Genomic DNA, 23,600 nt, shown 5'->3' with positions numbered 1-23,600 from the left:
ATCGGCGCGAGATGCTAACAACGTCGGCTAATGGCTTTGGCCTACTGGCGCTGTCAGGCCTGGCCGCGGGCACGAACCTCGTTCGTCCGCAGCAGGCTAAGGCCGCGACACATTTCCGGCCGCGTGCGAAGAACGTGATTTTCTGCTTCATGGACGGCGGGGTATCACATGTCGATTCGTTCGACCCGAAGCCCAAGCTTACCGAGCTTGACGGTCAGCCCTTCACGACGTCGACCAATGTTACGGCGAATGGGAATCGGCAATGGTTGAAAAGCCCGTGGGCATTCAAGCAGCACGGCCAGTGCGGCATGCCGGTGAGCGAGTTGTTTCCGCACATTGCCGAGTGTGTTGACGATCTGGCGGTGGTTCGCTCGATGAAGGCGGATCTGCCGCTGCATTCGACAGGCGTATTGCACCTGCACACCGGCGTGAACAATGCCGGCCGGCCGAGTCTTGGCTCGTGGGTGACTTACGGACTCGGCAGTGAGAACGAAAATCTGCCAGGCTTTGTTGTACTGAGCTTTGGCGTTGTGCCGTGCGGTGGGCTCGAGACATTCTCCGGTGGTTTTCTGCCAGCCAACTATCAAGCCACGTTGTTCGCCGCCGACGGCACGCCGATCGATAACATTCATCCGGCCGACGCCGATGCACGCGTGCAGGCGGCCAAGCTCGCGCTATTAAAGGCCCAGGACGATTCGTTCGCCCGTTCGCTCGGCGGCGATGACGCTGTGGAAAGCGCGATCAAGAATTACGAGATGGCTGCGCGGATGCAGCTCTTGGTTCCGGACGTGCTGGATCTGGCGCGCGAAACCTCGACCACGGAAAAACTGTACGGCATCGACTCGGACATACCGTCGAAACGGCTCTACGGCATCCAATGCTTGCGGGCCCGCCGACTGGTCGAGGCGGGCGTGCGGTTCGTCGAGATCACCTGCCCGCCCGGTGCGTCTAACGGCACCTGGGACCAGCATGGCGCGCTCAAGCAAGGGCATGAAAAGAACGCGCTCGATACGGACCAGGCCGTGGCTGGTCTGATTCGCGACCTGAAGCAACGTGGGCTGTTCGACGAAACGCTGATCGTTTGGGCTGGCGAGTTCGGCCGAACGCCCCACTCGGCCGGCCGCGATGGCCGGGATCATCACCCGGAAGGCTTTTCGGTTTTTCTGGCCGGCGGCGGCATCCGCGGCGGTACCATTCACGGCGCCACTGACGAAGTCGGCATTCAAGCAGTGGAAAATGTCTGCGACATTCACGATCTGCATGCCACGATCCTGCACCTGCTGGGACTGAACCACGAGCGGCTCACCTATCGCTTCGGCGGCCGCGATTTCCGCCTGACCGATGTCCACGGCCACGTGATCCGCGAAATCGTCGCCTAGAATCATTTTCTAATTTCGCGGATTCGATAGAGCGGTAATGCGCGCCTATGAATCCCCTCTCCCCGGCGGGGGAGAGGGTAGGGTGAGGGGGCAGGCTGCAATACGAACGCAGCTCAATAGCAGCCGCAGAAGGCAAAAAATCTGAAATGCATGTCGCATTTCGCGCTCCGCTCCTCTCCTTCTTACAGCGGACGTGTGCAGCAGTCACGAGAGCCGAGCATGCGATCGACCGAAGAATTGGTGCAAGCCGTCTTGGCGGGCGAAACCCCGGCCTTTGAGGCGCTTGTGCGCCTTTATGAACGCGCTGCGACGCTCACGGCCTTTGCGATCTTGCACGACTTCCACGCGGCACAGGACGTAGCGCAAGAGGCATTCCTCATCGCTTACGAAAAGCTGCCCCAGCTTCGCGATCTTTCGTCCTTTGGCGGCTGGGTGCTGCAAATCACGCGGAGGCAGGCGTCGGCCGCGGGCCGCAAGACGGGATCAAACCTTCCCACCACGGAGTTGACGGACGCCATTCCCGCGCACGCCGCCGAGTGGATCGAACCGTACCGGGCGCTGGTCGAGCATTTGGGACGTCTGCCTGAACAGGAACACGTCGTGATGGTCTTACGTCATGTCGAAGGACGATCGGTTCAGGAAATCGCTACCACACTTGGTCGGCCCGTGGGAACGGTCACCAAGCAGCTTTCGCGCGCCGTCGAACGATTGCGATCCTGGCTGGTTGAGGTGGAATCATGAACAACGAATCGCGCATCGAGCAGGCCTTGCAGTCGTTGGGCAATGCCTGGCCCGCCGAGAGGTCGATTGCCACCGACGTCATGCGGCGGATCAACGGACGGGCTGGTCATTCAGTAGCTCCACGCAGACGCCGCGGCCTGTCGCGCTTCTGGATGGCCGCGGCCGCCGTGATAGCGCTAGTGGCCGGACTGTGGTGGGCGTTGCGAATGGATAATTTGCTGCACGCGCACACGATCGCTTTCGATAAGTTGACCGCGCTCGATAATGCCGTCTATCGCGAAGATCACATGGGAATCACGTACGCCATTCATCGCGCCGAGCGCTTCGAAGGAGGAGGAATTGCTTTGTTGGCGTCCGTGCGCGGCACGCCCACGACCCTCGAAAGATTTCCCATCAAACGGCAAATGTTCAGTTTCGGTCGCCAACGCGTCGAGGGGCCTGCACTGCTCTTACGAGGATCACCCCAAGGGACCGGATGCTTCACCATCGATCTCGCTTCTGTAGATTGCGAGGGGATAGACGTTCGCTGGTTTATGCTGGTCCCGCGTGGAACGCCACCGGGTTTCTTCGATGCCGCACCGGACAAAGTCAGGATACCGGTTGGCTTCACACCGCAAGGCGATTTTGGCAAAGCCGAGTTCACCGACCAACGCGGAGTAACGCATCATGCGACTTGGGATATCGAGATCCCGCTTGCTCAGCCCGAGACGTTGCCCGATCTCGATGCAGTAGCGAGGCATGTTTACTCGGATATGGCTTCACTCGATGGCGTGCCGTATCGACAACTCGATATGGGAGTCAGCCCCGGTAATCGCAAGCTATTTGGTGACCCTGGCAAAACGACCGCAGCAGACTTCGCGCAGGCTGTGGCCAGTCATCTCCGCTTTTGGCAGCAGGGGGATGTCGACTTTCAACTGGAAGGACAATTCACAACTGAGTCGCGCAAGCAACTGGCCGCAATGGCGCCGGGGTTGCCGCCGATGCCTGAGACGATCGGACTTCCGTATCAACCGCTGGTTGATGACGCGCTGCTCGAAAGAGTTGCCGAGCACAAATCACTCAAGCGGCTCTACCTGAATGGCACAAAGATTACCGACGCGGGACTTGAAAGGCTCGGCGGTCTCGGGGAGTTGGAAGAGCTATCGCTGGAAGATACCGCGATCAGCGACGCGGGGCTGGTGCATCTGGCCACGCTTGCAAGCTTGAAGGAGCTTTCGCTGGGTCATACCCGAGTTACGCCCGAGGGGGTGGCGCGTCTGAAGCAGGCGATTCCCACGCTGGCCGTCAAGACCGACCCGTCGCCGCGCTGGTGGTACGGCCTCAGCCGCGAGCTTACGGCTCCTCGCTCTCCTTGATCAACGTCTCGGCCGGCACCGATTTGATCGTCACCTGCGTCATGTCGTCTTCGCCATGGGTGAGTTTCAACTCTAGCGGCGCCGCTCCGTCGCGTACGTAGTAGGCCGTGGCCGTCCCATCTTTCACTCGCGTGGCGCCCGGCTTGGGGAGCCAGACCGACCAACCCAAGCGCGCGAGTTCGACATCGAAATGCTCGAGCGACTTTTCCACCGGCTGCGCCGTCAGACAGGACAACTGGGGGCGATTGGGATCGTATTCGATGTTGGTTCCGTCCGGCGGAAACGGCAGATCAAACGGCAGCTTCACCGCGGCGTATTGCACGCTGGCCTGGCGCCGTTGCGCGGGTGCCACGGTTATGAAGACCGTTACGGCCTGCGATTGCCTTTTGTACGAGGCAATGCGCATGTTGACCTTATCGGCCTGGGCGGCCACGGGCGAGGCATATGGCTGCCAGCCGGCCTCGGCAAATTTCTGCCCAACTTGGGCAATGGTCTTTTCCACCGATTCGCGCGCCAAATAAATCGTGCTGGCCGGACTGGCAAAAACCTCCCGGACTTCCTCGGCCCGCGGCAAACGACGCGTGTCGAGCGCGCCGTCGTTATCGCCAGTCTCTTTCGAGCCCGAGCAGCCACCTGCCGTCGCACTCACGCAGCTATAAATCAACAGCGCGAGGCAGAAAAAACGAAACGTCATAGCAGCGTCGGTATTCGATGAGCGACCCAGGAGCAAACACGATCGTCGACCGGGCGGTAATTCTGGCCGGATTCGGCTTGTCGCACAAGGCAGGATTCACCGCGCCGGGCGTTGATAAGTTGCTCGGCGACCAGTTCATGCGATACGATTCTGAGGTGCTTTGCACACCGTCCGCGCAAGCGCAAACAAAATCCCGGCGCGCTTCGTTCCGAAATGCCGACCTATTGATATCACGTCTCAAGAATACTTAAGGAGCCGGCTATGTCCGACGTTACGCGACGCGGTTTTCTCGGTACGGCTGCCGCTGCGGGCGTGCTCGCTGTTAATGCGGCTGACGCGCAGGGTAGCTTTCCTTTCAAGAATAACGTGCCGGATCCGTTGCTCTCAGGCAAGGATTTGCCGACCTTCAAATTCGCGCTCGAAAAATCGGCCGGGCGGACGCTGGATGGCAGTTTTGGCAAGGAAGCGACCGTTTTGCAGTTGCCGATCTCGAAGGGGATTGCCGGCGTCTCGATGCGGCTCGAGCCGGGCGTCATGCGCGAACTGCACTGGCACGCGACGGCTGCGGAATGGGCCTTCGTCGTCGAGGGGCGCTGCCGTACCACGGTCGTCGATCCGCAAGGCAATTCGCAAACCAACGACTTCGATCCCGGTGACATCTGGTACTTCCCACGCGGCCACGGCCATTCGATTCAATGCCTGGGCAAGCAGCCTTGCCATTTCATATTGATCTTCGACAACGGTTACTTCTCCGAATTCGGCACGTTCAGCATCAGCGATTGGGTGGCGCATACGCCCAAGGCGCTTCTGGCGAAAAACTTCGGTGTGCCCGAATCGGCGTTCGAGGGCTTCCCGAAGGATGAAGTCTATTTCGCACGTGGCCCGGTCCCACCCGATGCACCGCAACCACCGCTGCAAGGCGGTTTGAAATCATCGCCGGACTCGCACCGCTTTCGCATGCTGGCGCAGGAGCCGCACTCGATTTACAAAGGGGGGCGTGAATGGCGCGTCGGAGCGGATCGCTTTCCGATTTCGCAAACCATGACTGGCGTAATTCTGGATCTCGAGCCCGGCGGCCTGCGCGAGCTGCATTGGCACCCCACGGCCGACGAGTGGCAATACATCATTGACGGGCAGGTAAGCGTCGCGATGTTCGGCTCGCACGGCCGCTACCGCGCCGAAACACTTGACCAAGGGGACGTCGGTTACATCCCGCAGGGCTACGGCCATTCGATCGAGAATACCGGCACTAAAACAGCTCGCATACTTATCGCCTTCAACACGGGCCACTACCAGGCGATCGACCTGTCGCAATGGGTCGCCAGCAATCCGAAGTACGTGCTGGCTGCGAATTTCAACAAGCCCGAGGCGCTGTTCGACAAATTCCCGAAAGATCGGGTGTTCATCGGCCCGCCGGGCCCACCGAAGCAGAGCGAGCGCGAGATCAAGTAGGCGACGGGATGTTCGGCCGTGGCGGTCTTACCACCAGCGCCAAACCCATCGCCACCAGGCACGCGGCGGCGGCCGGCAGGTAGGCCCAGCGATACGAGCCGAGCACGTCCCACACGCTTCCGGCCAGCATCGGTCCGGCGACTCCGCCCAGGCCGTAACCGGTGAACATCATCCCGTAGTTGGCTCCCAAATGCCGCGTGCCGAAATATTCGGCCGTCAGCAGCGGGAATAGCGCCAGGTTGCCGCCGAAATGAAAGCCAACCCAACAGGCGGCCACTTCGAGCGTCCAGACCTTCGAGCCCATTTCGACGAGCGCCAACACCATCGCGGCCTGCAGCAGCGAAATCAGTACCAGCGTGCGCCGTGCTCCCAAACGCTGTGAAACCCAACCCCAGGTGATGCGCCCCAGCGCGTTGAACACGGCCAGCAGTCCCAGCGCTCCTTCGGCTTCGAAATCAGAGAGCCTTCCCTCGCGTATGCCAAAATCTTTCAGCGAGCCGATGACCATTAGCCCGCAACTCGAAGCCAGCATGAACGCCAGCCACAGCATCCAGAACGCGCTCGTGCGCACAGTTTCGGCCTGGCCGAAATCGGGCGTTCCGATTGATGTTGAGGATGCGCGGGAACTATCCGCGGGAACCGCAGGCAACCATCCTGCCGGCAGCCAGCCGGGCGGTGGATTCTTCAGAAGCGATGCGCCCAATGTGACGAACAGTGCGAAGATCACGGCATAAGTCAGGAAGGTGCCGGCGACGCCCTGGGCCGGGAGCAGTCCGCCCCAATTTCCGGCCAGCTTGATGAACAGAAACGCGCCACCACCGAAGCCCGCCACGGCCAGGCCGGTGATCAAACCTTTCAGATCGGGAAACCATTTGACGCAAGCCGCGATCGGACAAACGTAGCCCAGCCCGATGCCTGCGCCGCCGATGACGCCAACCCCCACGAGCACGGCCGGAAAGCCAGGTCCGGCGAGCGCCGCAAAGGAATAACCGGCGGCCAGCACGAGCCCGCCGGTCGTCGCGACGACACGTGGACCGACGCGGTCTTGCCAGCGGCCTGCCAGGATCATCACCAGTGCGAAGACTAGGATGCCGGTCGAAAAGATGGCCTGCGCCTGCTTTCCGCTGTAACCGTAAAACCGCTTCGCCCACACGCTATCCGAGACGTGCAGGCGCGCCGGCACGTCGTCGTTCAAGAATCGATCGAGCGCGGCCTTGGCTTGGGCTCGATCATCTTCGTGCGCTGCGGCCAGTTGCTTCTTCAGCGCCTTGTATTCGCCAACTAGAATGGAATGCTCGGCCGGATCCACTTCCAGAATCTGCGGCGAGAGAGTGACCGTTAGTTCCGAGCGGCTGGCTTTCAGGGCCGGCACGAACACGCCCCATCCGTAGATCGCGCCCAGACAGGGCTGCATCAATAGTGCGCCCAGCAGCACCAGCCAGCGTCGATATTGCATCCGGATCCCTCTCGTTGGCGCATCAAAGCGGCAAAGATGACGCCCGGGCCGAGTCGCCGAGAGTCTGCCACGAACTGAAGCTGGACAAGGCGGGTAGTCTAGCATTCGGCGCGCGCCGATGCGCGACATGCCGAGAAATGTGCCTGCCACCTGACAGAAAAACGAAGCGCGTGGCGTGCCGATGACACGACACGGCGGATCAAGAAGATCGGCGCGCTTGCCGGTCTAAGACGCGGCCTTATTCGCCCCGTCGTAGCGGCCGAAGATCATGCGGCCAGCGCTGGTTTGCAGCACGCTGGTCACGGCGATCTTGACCGTCTTATTCAGGTGCTCGCGCCCTCCCTCGACGACGATCATGGTGCCATCGTCAAGGTAGCCGACACCTTGTCCCGGCTCTTCTCCCGGTTTCACGATCCGCACGTCCAACGATTCGCCCGGCAGAAACACGGGCTTGAGCGCGTTGGCCAGGTCGTTCAAGTTGATGACGTCAACGCCTTGCACCTGCGCAACCTTATTCAAGTTGTAATCATTCGTGACGATCTTGCCGTCCAAGTGCTTGGCCAACATCACGAGCTTCAGATCGACCGGGTGCCCGGCGAACTCGGGCAACTCGCGGTCGTACATTTGCAGATCGACCTTGTCGCTCGAGCGTAGCTTGTGCAGCACGTCCAGTCCGCGGCGCCCGCGGCTGCGGCGGGATCGATCCGCGCTATCGGCGATATTCTGCAACTCGGCCAGGACGAATCGCGGCATGATCAACTGGCTGTCGAAGATCTTGGTCTCGACCACATCGGCGATTCGCCCGTCGATCACGACGCTGGTGTCCAGGATAAACGGCTTCAAGCCCTTCACTTCCTTGGCGAACTCGACGTAGGGGATGATAAAGCGGAAGTCCTTGCGAGTTTGCATCAACAGACTGATGCAGATGTAGCACAGGACCATGCCCAGGGTCAGGTTGATCGTCGCCCGATAGACTTGCCAAATCGGCAGCGGTGCCAGGGCCAGGCCCACGACGTAAGCCAGAAACAGGCCGACGATGGTGCCGAAATAGACGCTCGAGATGACGTCCAACTGCTTTTCGCGTACGAGCACGTCGGCCGCGATCACGATCAAGGCCAGCCCGACTACCCCGATCAGCACGCCCCAGGGGAGGAACGGGTGTGGGTCTTTGGGAAACCAGTCAGCGCTGATGACCGAGGCTCCCACCCCCACCGCGACCATGATGAAAAAGGCACGCAGCACCAGCAGACTGATGCCGTTGTCCCCTTTTTGCGAGACACTTGTTGGAGATTTCGAGCTCATGCGCTTCTATCGTTATCGTGGCATTGTCGAGCCGGAGCAGGCCACGCGCACACACCGGTCGAACGTGTACATTTTACCAGCCCTACTTTCGGGCACTACGCGGGAGGACCTGGAATTTAACCGTCTGTACCCCGTTCTGTTCCGAAAATGCGCCCTGTAGCGGTCTACCGGCCACGAATGCCTACGACTTGGGCGTAATCTGCCCGGGGTCATGCCTTCTTGAACAGCCGTGTAAACTCCTGCTGGGCGTATCGATCGGTCATGCCGGCCAGATAATCTCCTACGGTGCGAGGCCAGCCAACCTGGGCGGCGCGAATCTGATAACTGGCCGGCAATAGTTCCGTCCGCGCCAAGTATCCAGCGAACATCGCGGAGAGCATTTCTTGCGCCGCGCGGCGCACCGAAAGCAATTGCGGATGACGATAAACGCGTTCGGCCAGGAATTTTTCCAATTCCAGTTTTTGCGTCGCCAATTCCTGGCTCGGCTCGATCACGAGCGGCGCCTGACGCACGGCCGCGACCGAATCGATTCCGCCCGCCTGCAATCGCGCTTGAGCTTGCTGGAGCAGGTCCCCCACTTGCCAGTCAACGAGCTCGTGCAGGATGGCTCGCCGCAATTGACTTTCGTCAAGCGCTTGGTAGCGAGAACGCACGCGACGCTCAGCCTGTTGCCAGAGCGGGAGCGTCATTAATTCCCCCATCGACAGCAGCCGATGCTCAAGCGCGTCATCCACGTCGTGCGTGTCATAGGCGACGCTGTCTGCCGCGTCGACCACTTGTGCTTCCAAGAGTGGGCGCTCGGTCGCGGCGACTCCTTTTGTCGCCCGGGCCGACTGTCCTTCGAGAACTTCGATCGATAGGTTCAGGCCTGGGAATTCGCGATAGCGCTGCTCGAGCTCGGTGACGATCCGCAGGCCGTGCCGGTTGTGATTGAATCCGCCATGATCGGCCAGGCAGCGATCGAGCGCGCTTTCTCCGGCATGCCCGAACGGTGGATGGCCCAGGTCATGGGCCAGTGCCAGCGCTTCGACCAGATCCTCGTTCAAGCGCAAGGCCCGCCCGATGGTGCGGGCAACCGACGCGACTTCGATCGTGTGGGTAAGCCGCGTGCGATGGTAATCCCCCAGGTCGCCGGTGAAGACTTGCGTCTTCGCGCTCAGTCGACGGTAGGCCGCGCTGTGGACGATACGATCCCTGTCGCGCTGGAAAGGCCCGCGATACGGATGCGGTCGCTCCGTGTGATGGCGGCCTTGGCTGGCGGCACTATGCATCGCGTAGCCGGCCAATAGCAGGCGATCGCGCTCGGCGACACTGGCGACCTGCGCCGGCTCTGTGATGTCGGCTTCCGAGGCTCGCAACTCGTCACGTTTCATGACGGCCCCAGTTTTTCCGACAGCAATTCCCACAATGCATCCAGAGACTGCGAAATCACATCCACGCCCGATAGCACCGGCATGAAATTCGTGTCGCCACTCCAGCGCGGCACGATGTGCCAATGCAAATGCCCCGGCAAGCCGGCGCCCGCAACGCGTCCCATGTTCAAACCGACGTTGAACCCTTCGGCGTTGAGCAATTCGGAGAGAAGCCCGACCAGGCGCGTGATCGATTGCATGGTCTCGGACTGTTCGTCGGTGTCGAGCTCGTCGAGCCGCCCCTTGTGCAGCCGCGGAGCCACGAGCAGGTGCCCGTTGTTGTACGGATACCGGTTCAGTACGGTCACAATCTTCTGACCGCGATGGACCAGCAGGTTTTGCCGATCGTTGGTATCGGCCACGGCCCGGCAGATAAAGCATTGCGGGTCGGCTCCGGGCAGCAGAGAGAGTTCGGCCTGTTGCGGCTTCGGCTTGTCGATTTCGCCAGTGATGTAGGCCAACCGCCAGGGGGCCCAGAGCTGTTCGTGTTTCAAGCGAGCGATCTCCCGCAAACGGCGCTCTGCCGCGCCCTATTTTCAAAAACTCGCCGGCACCACCACGTGACCCTGCCAGCGTGCCGACTGCTTAGTAAGACTAAAGCGGACAGGATGTTGTGGCAAGGCGGGTAAGCGAGGCCAGGCCCAGCACGGCCGATTTGACCTGCACGCGATCGGTGTCCCGCAGTTACGATAGGTGATCGTAGAGCGGCACGTGTCGCAACCGGTCGATCGAGAGAATCAGGAATCGAGGCTATGAGCTTTCGCGTTGACTTAGAAATCTTTCGCGGGCCGCTCGATCTGCTCCTCTACCTGGTGCGCAAGCACGAGCTCGAGGTCGTCGATATCCCGATCGCGCCGATCACGGATCAATTCCTCGAATACCTGGCGCTCTTGGAACAGCTTGACGTCAACGCGGTCGGCGATTTCCTGGAAATGGCCAGTACGCTGTTGGAATTGAAAAGCCGCATGATTCTTCCCCAAGGGGACGAAGTCGAGGAACCGCTGGACGATCCTCGCCAGGAACTCGTCCGCCGGCTGCTCGAATACAAGCAATTCAAAGATGCCGCCAGCATGCTCGACGAGCGAGCCCGCGATTGGCAAGAACGCTTCCCGCGTCTCGCCAATGATCTGGCAGGGCACAAGCGCGACGTGGCCGAAGAGCCGATTCGCGAGCTCGAACTTTGGGACCTGGTCAGCGCGTTTGGCCGCCTCATCGAGCAGCATCAATCGAATCAGCCCTCGAATATCGTTTATGACGACACGCCGATCCACGTCTACATGGAACGGATTGGTCACCTGCTGGACGATCAGCCGCGCGTGGCCTTCACCGAACTGTTCCAGCCGGGCATGCACAAGTCGACCCTGATCGGCATGTTCCTGGCCATTCTCGAGCTTGTTCGCCATCATGGCATGCGGGCCGAGCAGAACGACATGTTCGGTGAAATCTGGTTGCTGCGCGATCAGATTGAAAAGGCCCAGGCCGAAGCTAGTTCTTGACGCCCCCTTGAGGGACCTGTGCCTTGCCCCGGCATCGATCTCGTCTAAACTGGGCGTTTCGTTTCAAGCCGGTTCGCCGGCATAGTGCGTCGTGCCGCCCCTCGCCACACGCTTTCCAGGGTGAACCGTATCGGTCCCCGCCGTGACCAGTTGATATGGTTCATAACGCCCCTGTCAAAACGTTGATTCATCGCGGCCTGACGGTCGAAGGCTATTCGCGCGCCGCCGTGCAAACTTATTGGCGGATCCCCGAGTTCAAGCTCGGCTTCGACCTGGGCGCGCATCCCTGGGACTTCATGACCACGGCGAATTGGTTCATCTCGCACACGCACTTGGACCATGTAGCGGCGCTGCCGGTTTACGTTGCGCGGCGCCGCATGATGAAGATGGAACCGCCGACGATCTACTTGCCTGAGCAGGCCGTCGAGAGCGTCGATCGCATCCTGAAGCTCTTCACGCGGCTCGATCGCGGCCGGCTTCCTTGCCAGTTGATCGGCATCAAGCCGGGGGACGAGATCGAGATGTCGCGCGAGCACGTCGTCACCGTCTCGGCCACGGAGCATCGCGTCCCGTCGCTCGGGTTTGTCGTGTGGGAGCGCCGTCGCAAACTACGGCCCGAGTTCGCCGATCTGCCCGGCGACAAGATTCGCGACCTGCGCCTGGCGGGTACCGACGTCACCGAAGAGCGCCGCATGGCCCGGCTAGCCTACGTTGGCGACAGCGCTCCCGACGGACTGGATAGCTGTCCTGCCATGTTCGAAGCGCAAATCCTGATCACCGAGATGACGTTCGTCGCCGCGCGACACCGCAAAGAGAAGATCCACAAGTTCGGGCACATGCACCTGGACGATATCGTGGCGCGCCGCGACCGCTTCAAGAACGAGATCATCATCGCCTCGCACTTCAGCACGCGCTACCACTCGAAGCAAATCCGGCAAATGGTCGAAGCAGCCCTGCCCGACATGCTCGAAGGGCGTTTGCATCTCTGGCTGTAAGCGCGAGTAGCATGACTTCGCTGCAAAACCCCTCTCCCTCTGGGAGAGGTCAGGGTGAGGGGAATTAGGTGGCGAGTTGACATTTGGCCTCCGTTCCGCGCCACTCTACACCAGCCCCCACTTCTTCCGCAGCCACCACTCGACACCCAAGAGTGCAATTAAGAGCAGAAAGAATGGCCAGGTATCCCACAGCGTCCGTTTGACCATCGTCTCGACTTCGAGTTGCTCCAACTGCTTCTGGATCGTGGCGAACAATTCTCCTAGTTGATCGGCCGCCACGGTCCGCCCGTTGGTCATCGCGGCCAGGCTGTCCATCATGCCGCGATCGGCCGCGGGGTTGTCCAGTTCCAGGTCTTGATCGTAAACCAGGAATCGCGCCTGGGCCGAGCCGATCAGCGCCCCTTTTACGGAGGCCTTCACGATCAACGTGTAGTCTCCGGCCACTTGCGCATCGGGATAAGTGCCGGCCATTTCGCCGGCCGTGTGCCTCATACGCGGCGACGCCTTGCTGCCGTCAGGCCGTAAGATCTCGACGTCGTAAGTGGCGTCGGCAATCGGTTCGCCGTGCGCGTCGCGCGCCCCGGCCGTGAATTCGACGCGCGCGCCCGGGCTGTAGCGACGATCGTCGAGGTTGACCCACACCGAATTTTCCGTCGATTGGTCCTTGCGCGCCAGCCACAGCACGACCTGCCGCCAGAAGCGCTTGTGCGCCGCCTCGAAGCCGCCCAGGCACCAGCGCCACGTCGAATCGCCACCGAAGGCCAATACCCGGCCTCGCCCGAAATCGCGCGCGATCAACAGCGGGTGATTGTCGGGAGTCTCGGCCAGCACCGTGGCTCCGCGCTGCACGCGATCCAGTTTGTTGGCGCCGTCGAGCGCCGGCAATTCCTCCCAGGCTTTCCCGTTCTCGGCCGCCGGCGCCAATTGCATGATGCTATGCGTTTGACCGATGCGCGTGGGCCGCATGGTTAATTTCGAGCCTTCCGGCAGGTGTAAATCTGCGCGAATTGCCTCGCCAAAATTTTGCCGCTCGAGGCGATCCATATCGACCGGCAGCACTTTTGACAGCGGCGTAGCCGCGTAGCCGCCAGGCCCGAAGCTGTGAAATCCGCCGACCATGATCAAGCCGGCGCCGCGATCGACCGCCTGTGCGAGCGCCGACAGTTGACGCTCAGTAAAAGCGACCGAATCCAAATCGCCGATGAAGTAGACGTCGTACCGGCCGGGCTCAAAAAGCTCGTCGAGATCCTTGGGCCGGGTCTCCGGCTTGCGAGCGTCCATCGTGCGAAAATCGACATTCATGTCCGGCGAAGCGTCGAGCGAGCGGCGCAGAAATTTGATGTCCGGCTGTAAAGCGCCGTTCAAGTACAACACCTTCAGGCCGCCGTCGAGCACTGTGACGAACGTACTGACTTCGTTGTTCGTGGTAACCAACTCGCCCGTTTGAGGCGCCGCTTTGAGCGTGACTTTTTTCTCGCCTGCCGAATCCGGCATGTACTTCATTTTGATCGGCAAGCGGTCGCCGTTCTTTTCGGCGCGAATGCGCTGCGAATCGACGACCTCCATCTTGCCGGGCGTCGTCTCGACGGAAAGCTGCACGACGACGTCCTGTCCGACGAAGCCCTCCAGTTGGGCGACGGCCTCGATGGCCATTTCGTTCTTGACGAACACGACTTGCGGCGCGCGCATGTCGGAAAGTGCCACATCGCGGGCTTGATCCAGCGCCCGGGCCTGACCGAACGGAACCGCGTACAGCGGGAAGCCCAGGTCCGCCAGCCGTCGGGCCGGTGTCTGCGGGGGCACGTCCTTGGCCGGCACCGCGCGCTGGGCGCCATCCGAAAGAAGCACTACGCCGGCCAACCGCTTCCCCGTCTCGCGCCGCAAGGTATCGTCAAGAACCCAACCGATCGCGGTTTGCGAACCGTCGGCCTTCTCCGGCCACTGGGTTGGGCTGTCCACGACGTCGATCGCATGTTCCTCGGCATCAAAGGTGTAAACCTTCACCTCGATCTCGTTGGCCAGGTTCGTAAGCTCTGGCTGCGCGGCTTCGAGGCTCGCCCGCAACGATTCCCAACGTGTCTTGTCCCCGGCCGCGTCGGCAATCTGCATGCTGCGCGATTGGTCGGCCAGAATTACGACCGTGGTCGGCTTGCGGCTGATCGTGGTCCACACCAGCGTCGGGCGCAGCATGGCCAGAACGATCAACAGCACGATCACCAAACGGAGCGCTACCAGTCCGCGCCGGCGCTTCTGCGAGACGCGTGACTGCCCCGGCCCCAGTGCCAACAGTCCGAGCAGCACCGCGGCCGCAAGCGCGACCAACAGGTAACCGCCGACAGGACTGAGAACTAAACGGAGCATTGAGGGGAAGGCTTAAACAAAGGCAGGATGACGATTGCAAAATGATGAACGGGGTAACTTCAAGTTCGCGACTCTGCTCTCCGATTCGTCAATCTGCATTCATCATTCATCATTTCGTATCACTCTTTCACCGGTTGCGCTTCGCGATAGAAACGGTTGGCCAAAACATGCTCGGCCCCTAGTACGATCGCTACAATGGCAATCAACAACGGGAATAGTTCGCGGCCGACGCGATCGAGACTGACGTGACGGTCGATCTGCTCCTGGCTGCGCGCGACATGAAATGTCTGCTCGCCGAACAGTCGCTTCAACTCGTCCTCGTCGATACGCGTCAATCGACTCGCCTCGGGCGTCAGATTCACGCTGAAGCCCCGGTTCACACCGTCCTTGTCGCCGCCAGCCCGGATTCGGTAGTTGCCAGGCTGTTGCGTCGCCGCCACGACCACGGCATTCTGCTGATTGGGGGCCTGGCGAATGCTTTCGCCGCTGGGGGTCGAGATCAGAAACGTGGGAAACCGCTTCTCGGGCTCGATCGGCACGACCACCGTCTGTCCTGCCGCGTAATTCATGAGCTCGTCGTTACCGCCAACCAGGTACAGCATTATCTCGTTCGAGAGCATGAAGAAGGGCCACGCTCCGGCCCCCCACAATTGATTCCAGCGATCGTCTTCGGCCAGTTCGGCCAATTCCGAGACCGGCGTCACGAACGTCAGCACGCGCCCTTTTCCCAGCGGTTTTTCCAGTAGCGCCGGCTGTCCTCCGGCGAGCGCCATGACGGTGCCGATACCCTGCTGCAGACTTTCAAATTGCCAGAAGCGATAGACCGGAAAATCTTCCCACGGCACTGAGCCGCGCCGAGAACGGAACTTGGCCAGGATCGGGTGCTGATCGTTCCGCGTGCTTAAATAGTTCGTCCCCTCGGGAAAACGCGCGACGAAATCCAGGGGGCCAGGCAATATTTCCTGCGCCGCTTCGGCATTGAAGCTGGCGAATTGCCGTTCGACATTACTGCCCAGGAAAATGCCGACCCCGCCGCCGGCCCGCGCGTAATCGGCGAGAATTCGCCATGTATTGTCCGGCTGTGGTGGCGGGTCGAGCAGACAGACGGCCGCATAGCTTTCCAGCGGACGACGCCCAAGCTCGGCGAAATCGACCACTTCGCACTCGTAGCGAGCGTGTCCGGTGCGACGAAAATCAGCCGGAGCAAGCGCTTCGACCAGATTCGCCGCGTGATAATCGGCCGGCTGCGTGGCCGCCACCAGCACGCGCCACGGCGGCTTGACCTCGACCGTGAAGTAACGCTCGTTGTCGATCGGCAGACTGTCCTGCTGCACGATACGCACATAGCCCTGATGCGTGCCGATATCCAGTCCGGCGGCCGAGAAGTCGAGCGTCTGAGCGCCGCCGGGCACATAATTGACGGTCTGCTCACTGCGCTTCTGCATCTGACCGTCATTATCGGCCAGGTACATTTCGACCACGGCATCGCCGGTCATGCCCAGCGAATCGAGCTCACCGACCACGTGCAAAGGGCTGTTGCGCGCCAGCACCTGACTCGATAGCTGTAATTCGCCCAGCGACAGGTCACGCGGATCGAGCACGCCCACGTCGATGACATAGACCGCCAAGCCCGGTAACTCGAGCAGGGCGCGCGTCATACGATCAGGCGTGTCGGTGTTCCAGGCCGTGGCAGCCAGGTCGGTAAAGACGTAAATTTCCTTGCGCTCGAGCTCGCTCTTTTTCAGAAGCGCGACTGCTCCCTCGATTAATTCTGGAAGGGTTCGCCCCAGCCCGGTCGTTTCCATGCGACCAATGCGTTGGCGGGCCGTGCTCATATCGATCTGAAACGTGGGCTCGCCGGGCGTGGCGTCGACGATCGCCACCTGGCTGTCGGACGGCAACCGGGGGAGCAGCCACTCGGAGATTTCTTGCGCCGCTTCCAGACGGGTCTTGTTTTCGTGCCGGTAGCTCATCCGCGGCGCGGTGTCGAAAACCAGGGCCGCCGCGGTCGGCGCCTCTTGATCGCCGATTACGCCCGAGGCGTGAATGCTGGGGCGTGCGAGCGCCAGGGCCAACAAGCAGATGGCCGCCGCGCGCAGCGCCAACAACAGCAGGTGCCGCAGCCGCATGCTGCGCCGATTCGACTGCTGTCGTGCCTGCAAAAAGCGCAGCGCAGGGAATTCCAACAGCCGCGGTTGCTGCCGCATGATCAAATGCAGCACCACCGGAACGGCCGCCAGACCGGCGCCAGCCAAAAAGGCAGGATTAAGGAAGTCCATGAGCTGCGTCGCAGCGGTGGTCGGTATTCAGTAATCAGTACCTGGTAATCAGTGGTCGGTGCGTGGTCGTTGTTAGCACAAGGGGGCACCTATATGCGTGTCACTGACTACTAGCAACCGACTACTGACGACTAGTTTCTCAGCACCTCGCCCGGCGGCTGAGTAGATATCCGGTCAGGGCGCGGTCGAAGCGCATGCTGGTATCAAGCGGCACGTAGTCGATGCCGCTTTGAAAACATTCGCGTTTATAACGCTCGCGGAAGCGATTCATTTCGGCGATGTAGTCCGCCTTGAACCCATCGGCGTCGAGCGTAACCCGCTCGTCCGATTCCGGCTCGTGGAACTCGACCAGCCCATCGAAAGGGAAGCGCACTTCGGCCTCGTCCAGAATGTGAAACAGAATCACGTCATGCCCGCCGTGTCGCAGCCGGTGCAGGGCGTGAATGATCGGGTCGGGATCGGCCAGCAGGTCCGAGAAGAGCATGACCAGGCTTCGGTGCCGCATCATGGCCGCCAGTTGGATCAGGCTCTTGGCGATCTCGGTCTTGCCGGACGGCTTTAGATTCGCGAGTAGCGACAAGATGTTTCCCAACTGCGTCCGCTTCGAGCGCGGCGGCAAGCTTTGGCGAATCTTCTCATCGAACGTAATCAGCCCGACCGGGTCTTGCTGGTGTACCATCAGGTAGCACAGCGCCGCGGCCACGCAGATCGAGTAATCGAACTTGGTCAGCTCTTGCCGATACGTGTAAGCCATCGACCGGCTCAGATCCATCACCAGATAACCGGTGATGTTGGTCTCGGCTTCGAATTTCTTGATGTAGTACTTGTCCGTCTTGGCAAAGACCAGCCAGTCAATGTCGTGCGGATCGTCGCCGGCGGTGTATTTGCGATGTTCGCTGAATTCGACCGAGAAGCCTTGAAACGGGCTGGAATGCAAGCCTTGCAGGAAGCCTTTCACGATGAACTGCGCGCGCAGGTCCAGCCGCGAAATCTCGCGCACCACCTCGGGCTTCAAATATTTTTCAGCTACCGACATGACAATCTAACAGTTAGCAACGGAGCCAAAGATTACTTAGCCACAGAGGCCACCGAGATCACAGAGAGAATCGTTTGATGCCGGCAATCATCCGAGCGCCGTCGGAGTTCAGCAGCGAGTCGCGATCCTTTGATTCCATTGCGATCTTGTATCTCCGTCCTCGGTGCCCTCTGTGGCAAAAACATCTCTTCAACCTTGGAATTTCGGAATCTCGGGCGTGGGAATCAGTTCCAACAGACGCTTGATCACGTCTTCGGTATTCATCCCTTCGGCCTGGGCCTGGAAGTTTGTGCTGACGCGGTGCCGTAGCACGGCGACGGCCACTCGTTTGACGTCATCGATCGCGACCGAGAATCGTCCTTCCATCGCGGCCAGCGCCTTGCCGCCGTTGATCAGGAATTGCCCGGCACGCGGACCGGCCCCCCAATCGACGAGTTCTTTGACGAAGTCCGGCGCCGATTCGTCCTTCGGCCGGGTCGCGCGCACCAGTCGTGCGACATATTTAATGATGTATTCGCTGACGGCCACCGAGCGGACCAGTTTTTGCAGATTCACGATCGCTCGACCTGAAAGGACGCGTCGCACCTCGGGCTTTTCGCCGCGCGTCGTCGAAGCCAGGATCTGTTCCTCTTCGGCCAAACTGGGATAGTTGACCTTGATATTGAACATGAACCTGTCCAACTGCGCTTCGGGCAGCGGATAGGTTCCTTCCTGCTCGATCGGGTTTTGTGTTGCGATCGTGAAAAATGGCTCCGGCAAGTTGTACGTCTGCTGCCCGACCGACACTTCGCGCTCCTGCATTGCTTGCAGCAGCGCGGCCTGCGTCTTCGGTGGTGTACGGTTGATTTCGTCGGCCAGCAGGATGTTCGTGAAGATCGGGCCCTCGACGAAGCGGAAGTTTCGCCGCCCCTGGTCATCTTCTTCCAAGACATTCGTGCCCGTGATATCCGAGGGCATCAAGTCCGGCGTGAACTGAATGCGTTTGAAAGTGACGTCCAGGATTTTGGCCAGCGTGCTGACCATCAACGTTTTGGCCAGGCCGGGCACGCCTTCCAATAGGCAATGCCCACCGGTGAATATGGCGGCGAACATCTGCTCGATGACTTCGTCCTGGCCGACGATGACCTTCTGCAATTCCTCCTGCATCAATCGCCGATGCTGGCTGAACTCCTGAAGAACCTCGCCCAGATTGCGATGGGTAGATTTGGTGCTCAACGCGTGTCCTTAGTGATGTGCTCGGGACTCTTGCCGGCCGGCGACGGGATATAGCGTCCGCGCTCGCACCCCTTATATCAGGATGAGAGGCGGATAAAACGCGACATATTTTCATTCTAGCTGGCAAACGTCCAGACGAGCAACGCGGGGGTGTTGCAGGCCGCAAAGTCAGCTTTATGCCCACAGTTTGCCGACGCCCCCTCAGCGGGACATGTCAGAACATGCATTAGGCGCGCGGTGTATTACGAAGGACAATGGCCGCGAGTTCGACATTTCGGCGCTGATTGCCGTCGAGTGTCAGCAGAACTGCGAAGTCTGTAGCCGGGGTCTGCGACCCCGGAGCGCCACGATGAGGTCCCGCCCTCGAAGAGGCCCGCCACAGAAGACAAGCAGATTCTCAACTTTGCAGTTCTCCTGCGAGAACTGCCCGCTGCGTTGCTGGGGCAACGATGCAAAAGTAGAATGCAAAGACGGCTGCCGCTCGCGGCTGTCCGTGGGGCAGCGGACGCGTTGCAGCGACGGCGTGGAACCCTTCGCTTTGAACCTGGTGGACCGCGGACGACTTGCCAACCCTCCACCGCGTGACGCATTTCACGGCGGGATGGCGACGTCCTTAGTTTCTCGTCAGTTCGAATTTCGATTCTCGAAGAGGCCACGGATGCGGCAGCGGATCGTACTTTGTCTTCTCGTGGCCAGCATCGCGGCGGGCGTGTTGACGCAGGCGGCCCGTGCGGAGGTCACGGCCGAGCAGGTTCGCCAGTCGATCGACCGGGGCGTGAAGTATCTGAAGCGCGAGCAGCGCCGCGATGGCTCGTGGCAAGAGCATCCGACTTTGGCCGGTGGTGTTACGGCACTGGCGACGCTGGCACTGCTGAATTCTGGCGTGCCGGCGGATGATCCGCAGATTCGCGACGCGCTTGCCTACCTGCGCAAGATTCCGCCGAAATTCAATTACGTCGTTTGCCTTCAGACGATGGTCTTCAGCATCGCCGAGCCCACGGCCGACGCCCTGTTAATTCGACGCAACGTCAAATGGCTCGAAGAGCAGCAAAAGCGGGACAAGGCGAACGAGAAATTCCGCGGCGCCTGGGGCTATCCCGAAGGGTATGGTGATAACTCGAATTCGCAGTTCGCCGTGCTCGCGTTGTACGAAGCGCATCGCGCCGGCGTGCCGGCCAGCATGCAGACGTGGCGCCTTGCGCAGCAGTACTGGCAGCGTGCCCAACGCCCTGGTGATGGTTCGTGGAGCTACAAGCCCAACGATCCAGGCAGCGGCAGCGGCAGCATGACCTGCGCCGGGATCGGGGCCATGATCATGGCCCGCGACGTTCTCGACGAAGGGGACGCGCGCGTTGACGGCGACCAGGTGAAGTGTTGCCAGCCGCACGAGGAGGACGAATCGATCGATCGCGCCATGAACTGGCTGGGCCGGCACTTTTCTGTGCGCGTCAATCCGGGCGACGATCCTCGCGCCTTTCTCCTCTATTATCTTTACGGCCTGGAACGAACTGGCCGGTTGACGAACCAGCGCTTCATCGGCAAACACGATTGGTATCGTGAAGGGGCCGATTGGTTGATCAATCTGCAGGAAGACATCTCGGGCTTCTGGCGCGGCACGGGCCTGGGCGAAAACGATTCGCATATTGGCACCAGCCTGGCGCTGTTGTTTCTGGCGAAAGGGCGCCGCCCGATCGTGGCCGCCAAGATTCGCCACGGGCCGCAGGAAGACTGGAACCATCATCGGCGGGATCTGGCGAACCTGGTGGCGTATACGGAAAAGCGCTGGCAGCGCGATCTCACCTGGCAAGTGATCGACGTCGATGCCGCCACGAGCGACGACCTGATCGAGTCGCCTGTCCTGTACTTGGGAGGCACGCAAGCGCCCGAGCTATCGGACGACGACATCGCGAAACTGCGCGAGTACGTTAACCGCGGCGGGTTTATCTTTGCCGATGCGGTTTGCGAGGGAGCAGAGTTCGATCGTGGCTTTCGCGTATTGATCGATCGCATGTTCCCCGAGCCTGACCACCGCCTGCACTTGCTACCGCCGGAGCACGCCGTCTGGTCGTCCGAAGAGCCGGTCGACCCGCGATTCGTGCGACCTCTGTGGGGTGTCGACGTCGGTTGCCGCACAAGCGTCATGTACTGTCCGGAGAACCTTTCGTGTTATTGGGAGTTGGCGCGACCCGGGCGCGAGTTGGTGAACGAGAAGAAATACCCGGCCGAGATCGAACGCCGGATCGCGGCGGCCCGCGCCATCGGCGTGAATGTGTTGTCGTACGCCACGAATCGCGAGCCGAAATACAAGCTCGATCTGCCGCAACTGGCCGACAGCGCGCCTGAGGACTCGGTCGGCCGGGCCAAGCTTTACATCGCTACGGTGAAGCACGCCGGCGGCTGGAACGCCGCGCCGATGGCGCTGCCGAATCTGTTGCGATATGTCTCGGGGGAGTTGGGGCTGCGTGCCAACACCGACGCTCGCGAGATAACACTGTCCGAGGAGCGCATTTTCGACTTCCCGGTCATCTTTATGCACGGTCGTAACGCGTTCCGGCTGAACGATGCGGAGCGGAAGCGGTTGAAGACGTACCTCGAACGTGGCGGCGTGCTGGTCGCCGACGCGATCTGCTCGAGCGAGGAATTCGCCAATTCCGTACGGCAAGAAGTCGCGGCCATCTTCCCCGACCATCCGCTGGAACGAGTGCCCGGTACGGACGACATTTTTAGCGATAAGTACGGTGGCTTCGAGCTCAAGACGCTCGAACGACGCGAGCCTGAACGCCAGGCGCCCGGTGGACCGCTGAAAGCCAATGTACGGCAAGTTGAGCCTGAGTTGGAAGCGCTCAAGCTGGGCGATCATTACGCGGTACTGTTCTCGAAATACGATTTGAGCTGCGCGCTCGAGCGACACGACTCGCTGGAATGCCCCGGCTATACCCGCGACGACGCCGCACGACTGGGTTTGAATGTCGTGCTGTATGCGCTGCATCAGTAGGACGTCCCGGCTGCCGCGATCGTAGGGTGCCCTCTGGGCACCATTTGTGCATTAACGGTGAATGCGGCTCGCGCTCTGTTCGCGTCAAGAATGGTACGCAAAGCGTACCCTACAAGAGGCACTGGACTCTCGCGAAAGAACGGTTAAATCGCTTATACTACGTGCCGATTTTTCTGGGGCGATTTTTGCGGACTCAAGCTCGGCAGCTACGCCGGAGGTGATTGCTATGAGTGAATGGATTGTCAAACTGCTAGGGGCTGACGGTACGAAATTGCTCGAGCATCGGTGCGGTACGATCGCCAAGGAGCGGCTGCACCTGCCAGGCCCCGACTTCGTCGACCGGATCTTCGTTCCCAGCGATCGTAATCAACGCGTCATCGGCAACCTGGCCTGGATGTACAACCACGGCCGGCTGGCTGGCACCGGCTATATGTCGATCCTGCCGGTCGATCAAGGAATCGAACACTCGGCCGGCGCTTCGTTCGCCCCGAATCCGGACTACTTCGACCCCGAGAATATCGTCCGCCTGGCGATCGACGGTGGCTGCAACGCCGTGGCGTCGACGTTCGGCGTGCTGGGAAGCGTGGCCCGCAAGTATGCTCATCGCATTCCGTTCCTGGTGAAGATCAATCACAACGAGCTCGTGACCTACCCCAACAAATTCGAGCAGATCATGTTCGGCACCGTGCAGCGTGCCTACGACATGGGAGCCGCCGCGATCGGTGCCACGATCTACTTCGGCTCGGAAGACGGCGACCGCCAGTTGGTCGAGGTCGCCCAGGCATTCGACCGCGCTCACGAGCTAGGCATGGCCACCGTTCTGTGGTGCTATCTGCGCAACAAGGCCTTTAAGAAGGACAAGGATTATCACGTCTCGGCCGACCTGACCGGCCAGGCCAATCATCTGGGCGTCACGATTCAGGCTGACATCATCAAGCAGAAGCTGCCTGAGAATAACGGCGGTTACAAAGCCCTGAACACGGGGGGCGAAAGCTACGGCAAGTACGACGAGCGGATGTACACCGAGCTATCGAGCGACAACCCCATCGATCTGACGCGCTACCAGGTCGCCAATTGCTACATGGGCCGGGCTGGCCTGATCAATTCGGGCGGAGCCTCGGGCAAGCAAGACCTGGTCGACGCGGTGCGCACGGCCGTCATCAACAAACGCGCCGGCGGCACCGGCCTGATCAGTGGCCGCAAAGCGTTCCAACGCCCGATGAAGGACGGCGTCGAGCTGTTGAACAAGATCCAGGACGTCTACCTGGATAAGGGTGTCACCGTCGCCTGAGAAGAGTCGGCAGTGGGCCTTAGGCGGAGGGCAGTAGGGTGCCCTGCAGCGCCCGCGGGATCACGCCTACCGATGCCTGAGTGGTTTCGCTATCAGCACATTATACTAGCGCAAAAACAGAGGCCGTGTGGCGAAATCCGC

At 60.8% G+C, this 23,600-nt stretch carries 17 protein-coding genes; 8 read left to right on the top strand and 9 right to left on the bottom strand.

Annotated elements, in window-relative coordinates:
* Window positions 1-11 precede the first annotated feature (11 nt).
* The 3 genes from VGN12_02155 to VGN12_02145 all read left to right on the top strand — a co-directional run bounded on the left by VGN12_02155 (window position 12) and on the right by VGN12_02145 (window position 3,475).
* The gene (locus VGN12_02155) at window positions 12-1,379 is read left to right on the top strand and encodes a DUF1501 domain-containing protein (GenBank protein ID HEY4308229.1); all 1,368 of its coding nucleotides are present in this window, start codon (window positions 12-14) and stop codon (window positions 1,377-1,379) included.
* Window positions 1,380-1,598: 219 nt separating this feature from the next.
* Window positions 1,599-2,120, top strand: coding sequence for a sigma-70 family RNA polymerase sigma factor (locus VGN12_02150; GenBank protein HEY4308228.1), 522 nt, complete (start codon window positions 1,599-1,601; stop codon window positions 2,118-2,120).
* Window positions 2,117-3,475, top strand: coding sequence for a hypothetical protein (locus VGN12_02145; protein HEY4308227.1), 1,359 nt, complete (start codon window positions 2,117-2,119; stop codon window positions 3,473-3,475). Before VGN12_02150 ends, VGN12_02145 begins: the two co-directional genes overlap by 4 nt.
* On the opposite strand, the gene VGN12_02140 is transcribed toward VGN12_02145, so the two are convergent.
* The gene (locus tag VGN12_02140) at window positions 3,453-4,169 is read right to left on the bottom strand and encodes a hypothetical protein (GenBank protein ID HEY4308226.1); all 717 of its coding nucleotides are present in this window, start codon (window positions 4,167-4,169) and stop codon (window positions 3,453-3,455) included. The genes VGN12_02145 and VGN12_02140 overlap by 23 nt on opposite strands.
* A 261-nt stretch (window positions 4,170-4,430) precedes the next feature.
* Here VGN12_02140 and VGN12_02135 point away from each other — a divergent pair, with 261 nt between their 5' ends.
* Window positions 4,431-5,621: a cupin domain-containing protein gene (locus VGN12_02135; GenBank protein ID HEY4308225.1), complete on the top strand. Its 1,191-nt coding sequence runs from the start codon at window positions 4,431-4,433 to the stop codon at window positions 5,619-5,621.
* On the opposite strand, the gene VGN12_02130 is transcribed toward VGN12_02135, so the two are convergent.
* The 4 genes from VGN12_02130 to VGN12_02115 all read right to left on the bottom strand — a co-directional run bounded on the left by VGN12_02130 (window position 5,614) and on the right by VGN12_02115 (window position 10,285).
* Window positions 5,614-7,077 carry an OFA family MFS transporter gene (locus VGN12_02130; GenBank protein ID HEY4308224.1) on the bottom strand — a complete coding sequence of 488 codons (1,464 nt, stop codon included), beginning with the start codon at window positions 7,075-7,077 and terminating at the stop codon, window positions 5,614-5,616. The two genes, VGN12_02135 and VGN12_02130, sit on opposite strands and share 8 nt — an antisense overlap.
* Window positions 7,078-7,302: 225 nt before the next feature.
* The gene (locus tag VGN12_02125) at window positions 7,303-8,379 is read right to left on the bottom strand and encodes a PIN domain-containing protein (protein ID HEY4308223.1); all 1,077 of its coding nucleotides are present in this window, start codon (window positions 8,377-8,379) and stop codon (window positions 7,303-7,305) included.
* Window positions 8,380-8,588: 209 nt separating this feature from the next.
* Complete coding sequence (locus VGN12_02120; GenBank protein HEY4308222.1) at window positions 8,589-9,752, bottom strand: deoxyguanosinetriphosphate triphosphohydrolase; 1,164 nt, start codon at window positions 9,750-9,752, stop codon at window positions 8,589-8,591.
* Window positions 9,749-10,285 (bottom strand): HIT domain-containing protein, encoded by a 537-nt coding sequence (locus VGN12_02115; GenBank protein HEY4308221.1) that lies wholly within the window; start codon window positions 10,283-10,285, stop codon window positions 9,749-9,751. Before VGN12_02115 ends, VGN12_02120 begins: the two co-directional genes overlap by 4 nt.
* Before the next feature lie 258 nt (window positions 10,286-10,543).
* On the opposite strand from VGN12_02115, the gene VGN12_02110 reads away from it, so the two are divergent.
* Both VGN12_02110 and VGN12_02105 read left to right on the top strand, forming a co-directional pair.
* Window positions 10,544-11,287 carry a segregation/condensation protein A gene (locus VGN12_02110; protein ID HEY4308220.1) on the top strand — a complete coding sequence of 248 codons (744 nt, stop codon included), beginning with the start codon at window positions 10,544-10,546 and terminating at the stop codon, window positions 11,285-11,287.
* Between the two features lie 155 nt (window positions 11,288-11,442).
* A complete protein-coding gene (locus tag VGN12_02105; protein ID HEY4308219.1) occupies window positions 11,443-12,282 on the top strand; it encodes an MBL fold metallo-hydrolase in 840 nt (279 codons plus the stop codon).
* 105 nt (window positions 12,283-12,387) lie between these two features.
* Here VGN12_02105 and VGN12_02100 read toward each other — a convergent pair whose 3' ends face one another.
* The 4 genes from VGN12_02100 to VGN12_02085 all read right to left on the bottom strand — a co-directional run bounded on the left by VGN12_02100 (window position 12,388) and on the right by VGN12_02085 (window position 19,104).
* The gene (locus VGN12_02100; protein HEY4308218.1) at window positions 12,388-14,643 is read right to left on the bottom strand and encodes a glutamine amidotransferase; all 2,256 of its coding nucleotides are present in this window, start codon (window positions 14,641-14,643) and stop codon (window positions 12,388-12,390) included.
* Between the two features lie 119 nt (window positions 14,644-14,762).
* Window positions 14,763-16,922, bottom strand: a complete 2,160-nt coding sequence (locus VGN12_02095; GenBank protein HEY4308217.1) for a BatA domain-containing protein — start codon at window positions 16,920-16,922, stop codon at window positions 14,763-14,765.
* Window positions 16,923-17,061: 139 nt separating this feature from the next.
* Window positions 17,062-17,958: a DUF58 domain-containing protein gene (locus VGN12_02090; protein ID HEY4308216.1), complete on the bottom strand. Its 897-nt coding sequence runs from the start codon at window positions 17,956-17,958 to the stop codon at window positions 17,062-17,064.
* A gap of 189 nt (window positions 17,959-18,147) precedes the next feature.
* Window positions 18,148-19,104, bottom strand: a complete 957-nt coding sequence (locus VGN12_02085; GenBank protein ID HEY4308215.1) for a MoxR family ATPase — start codon at window positions 19,102-19,104, stop codon at window positions 18,148-18,150.
* A gap of 727 nt (window positions 19,105-19,831) precedes the next feature.
* Here VGN12_02085 and VGN12_02080 point away from each other — a divergent pair.
* Both VGN12_02080 and VGN12_02075 read left to right on the top strand, forming a co-directional pair.
* Window positions 19,832-22,168: a DUF4159 domain-containing protein gene (locus tag VGN12_02080; protein HEY4308214.1), complete on the top strand. Its 2,337-nt coding sequence runs from the start codon at window positions 19,832-19,834 to the stop codon at window positions 22,166-22,168.
* Window positions 22,169-22,394: 226 nt separating this feature from the next.
* On the top strand, window positions 22,395-23,459 hold the full coding sequence (locus tag VGN12_02075) for a class I fructose-bisphosphate aldolase (protein HEY4308213.1): 1,065 nt from the start codon (window positions 22,395-22,397) through the stop codon (window positions 23,457-23,459).
* Window positions 23,460-23,600 lie beyond the last annotated feature (141 nt).

Source organism: Pirellulales bacterium, from assembly GCA_036499395.1.
In the GTDB taxonomy this organism is placed as follows: Bacteria; Planctomycetota; Planctomycetia; order Pirellulales; family JACPPG01; genus JACPPG01.
This window is presented reverse-complemented; position numbering and strand designations above follow the sequence as displayed.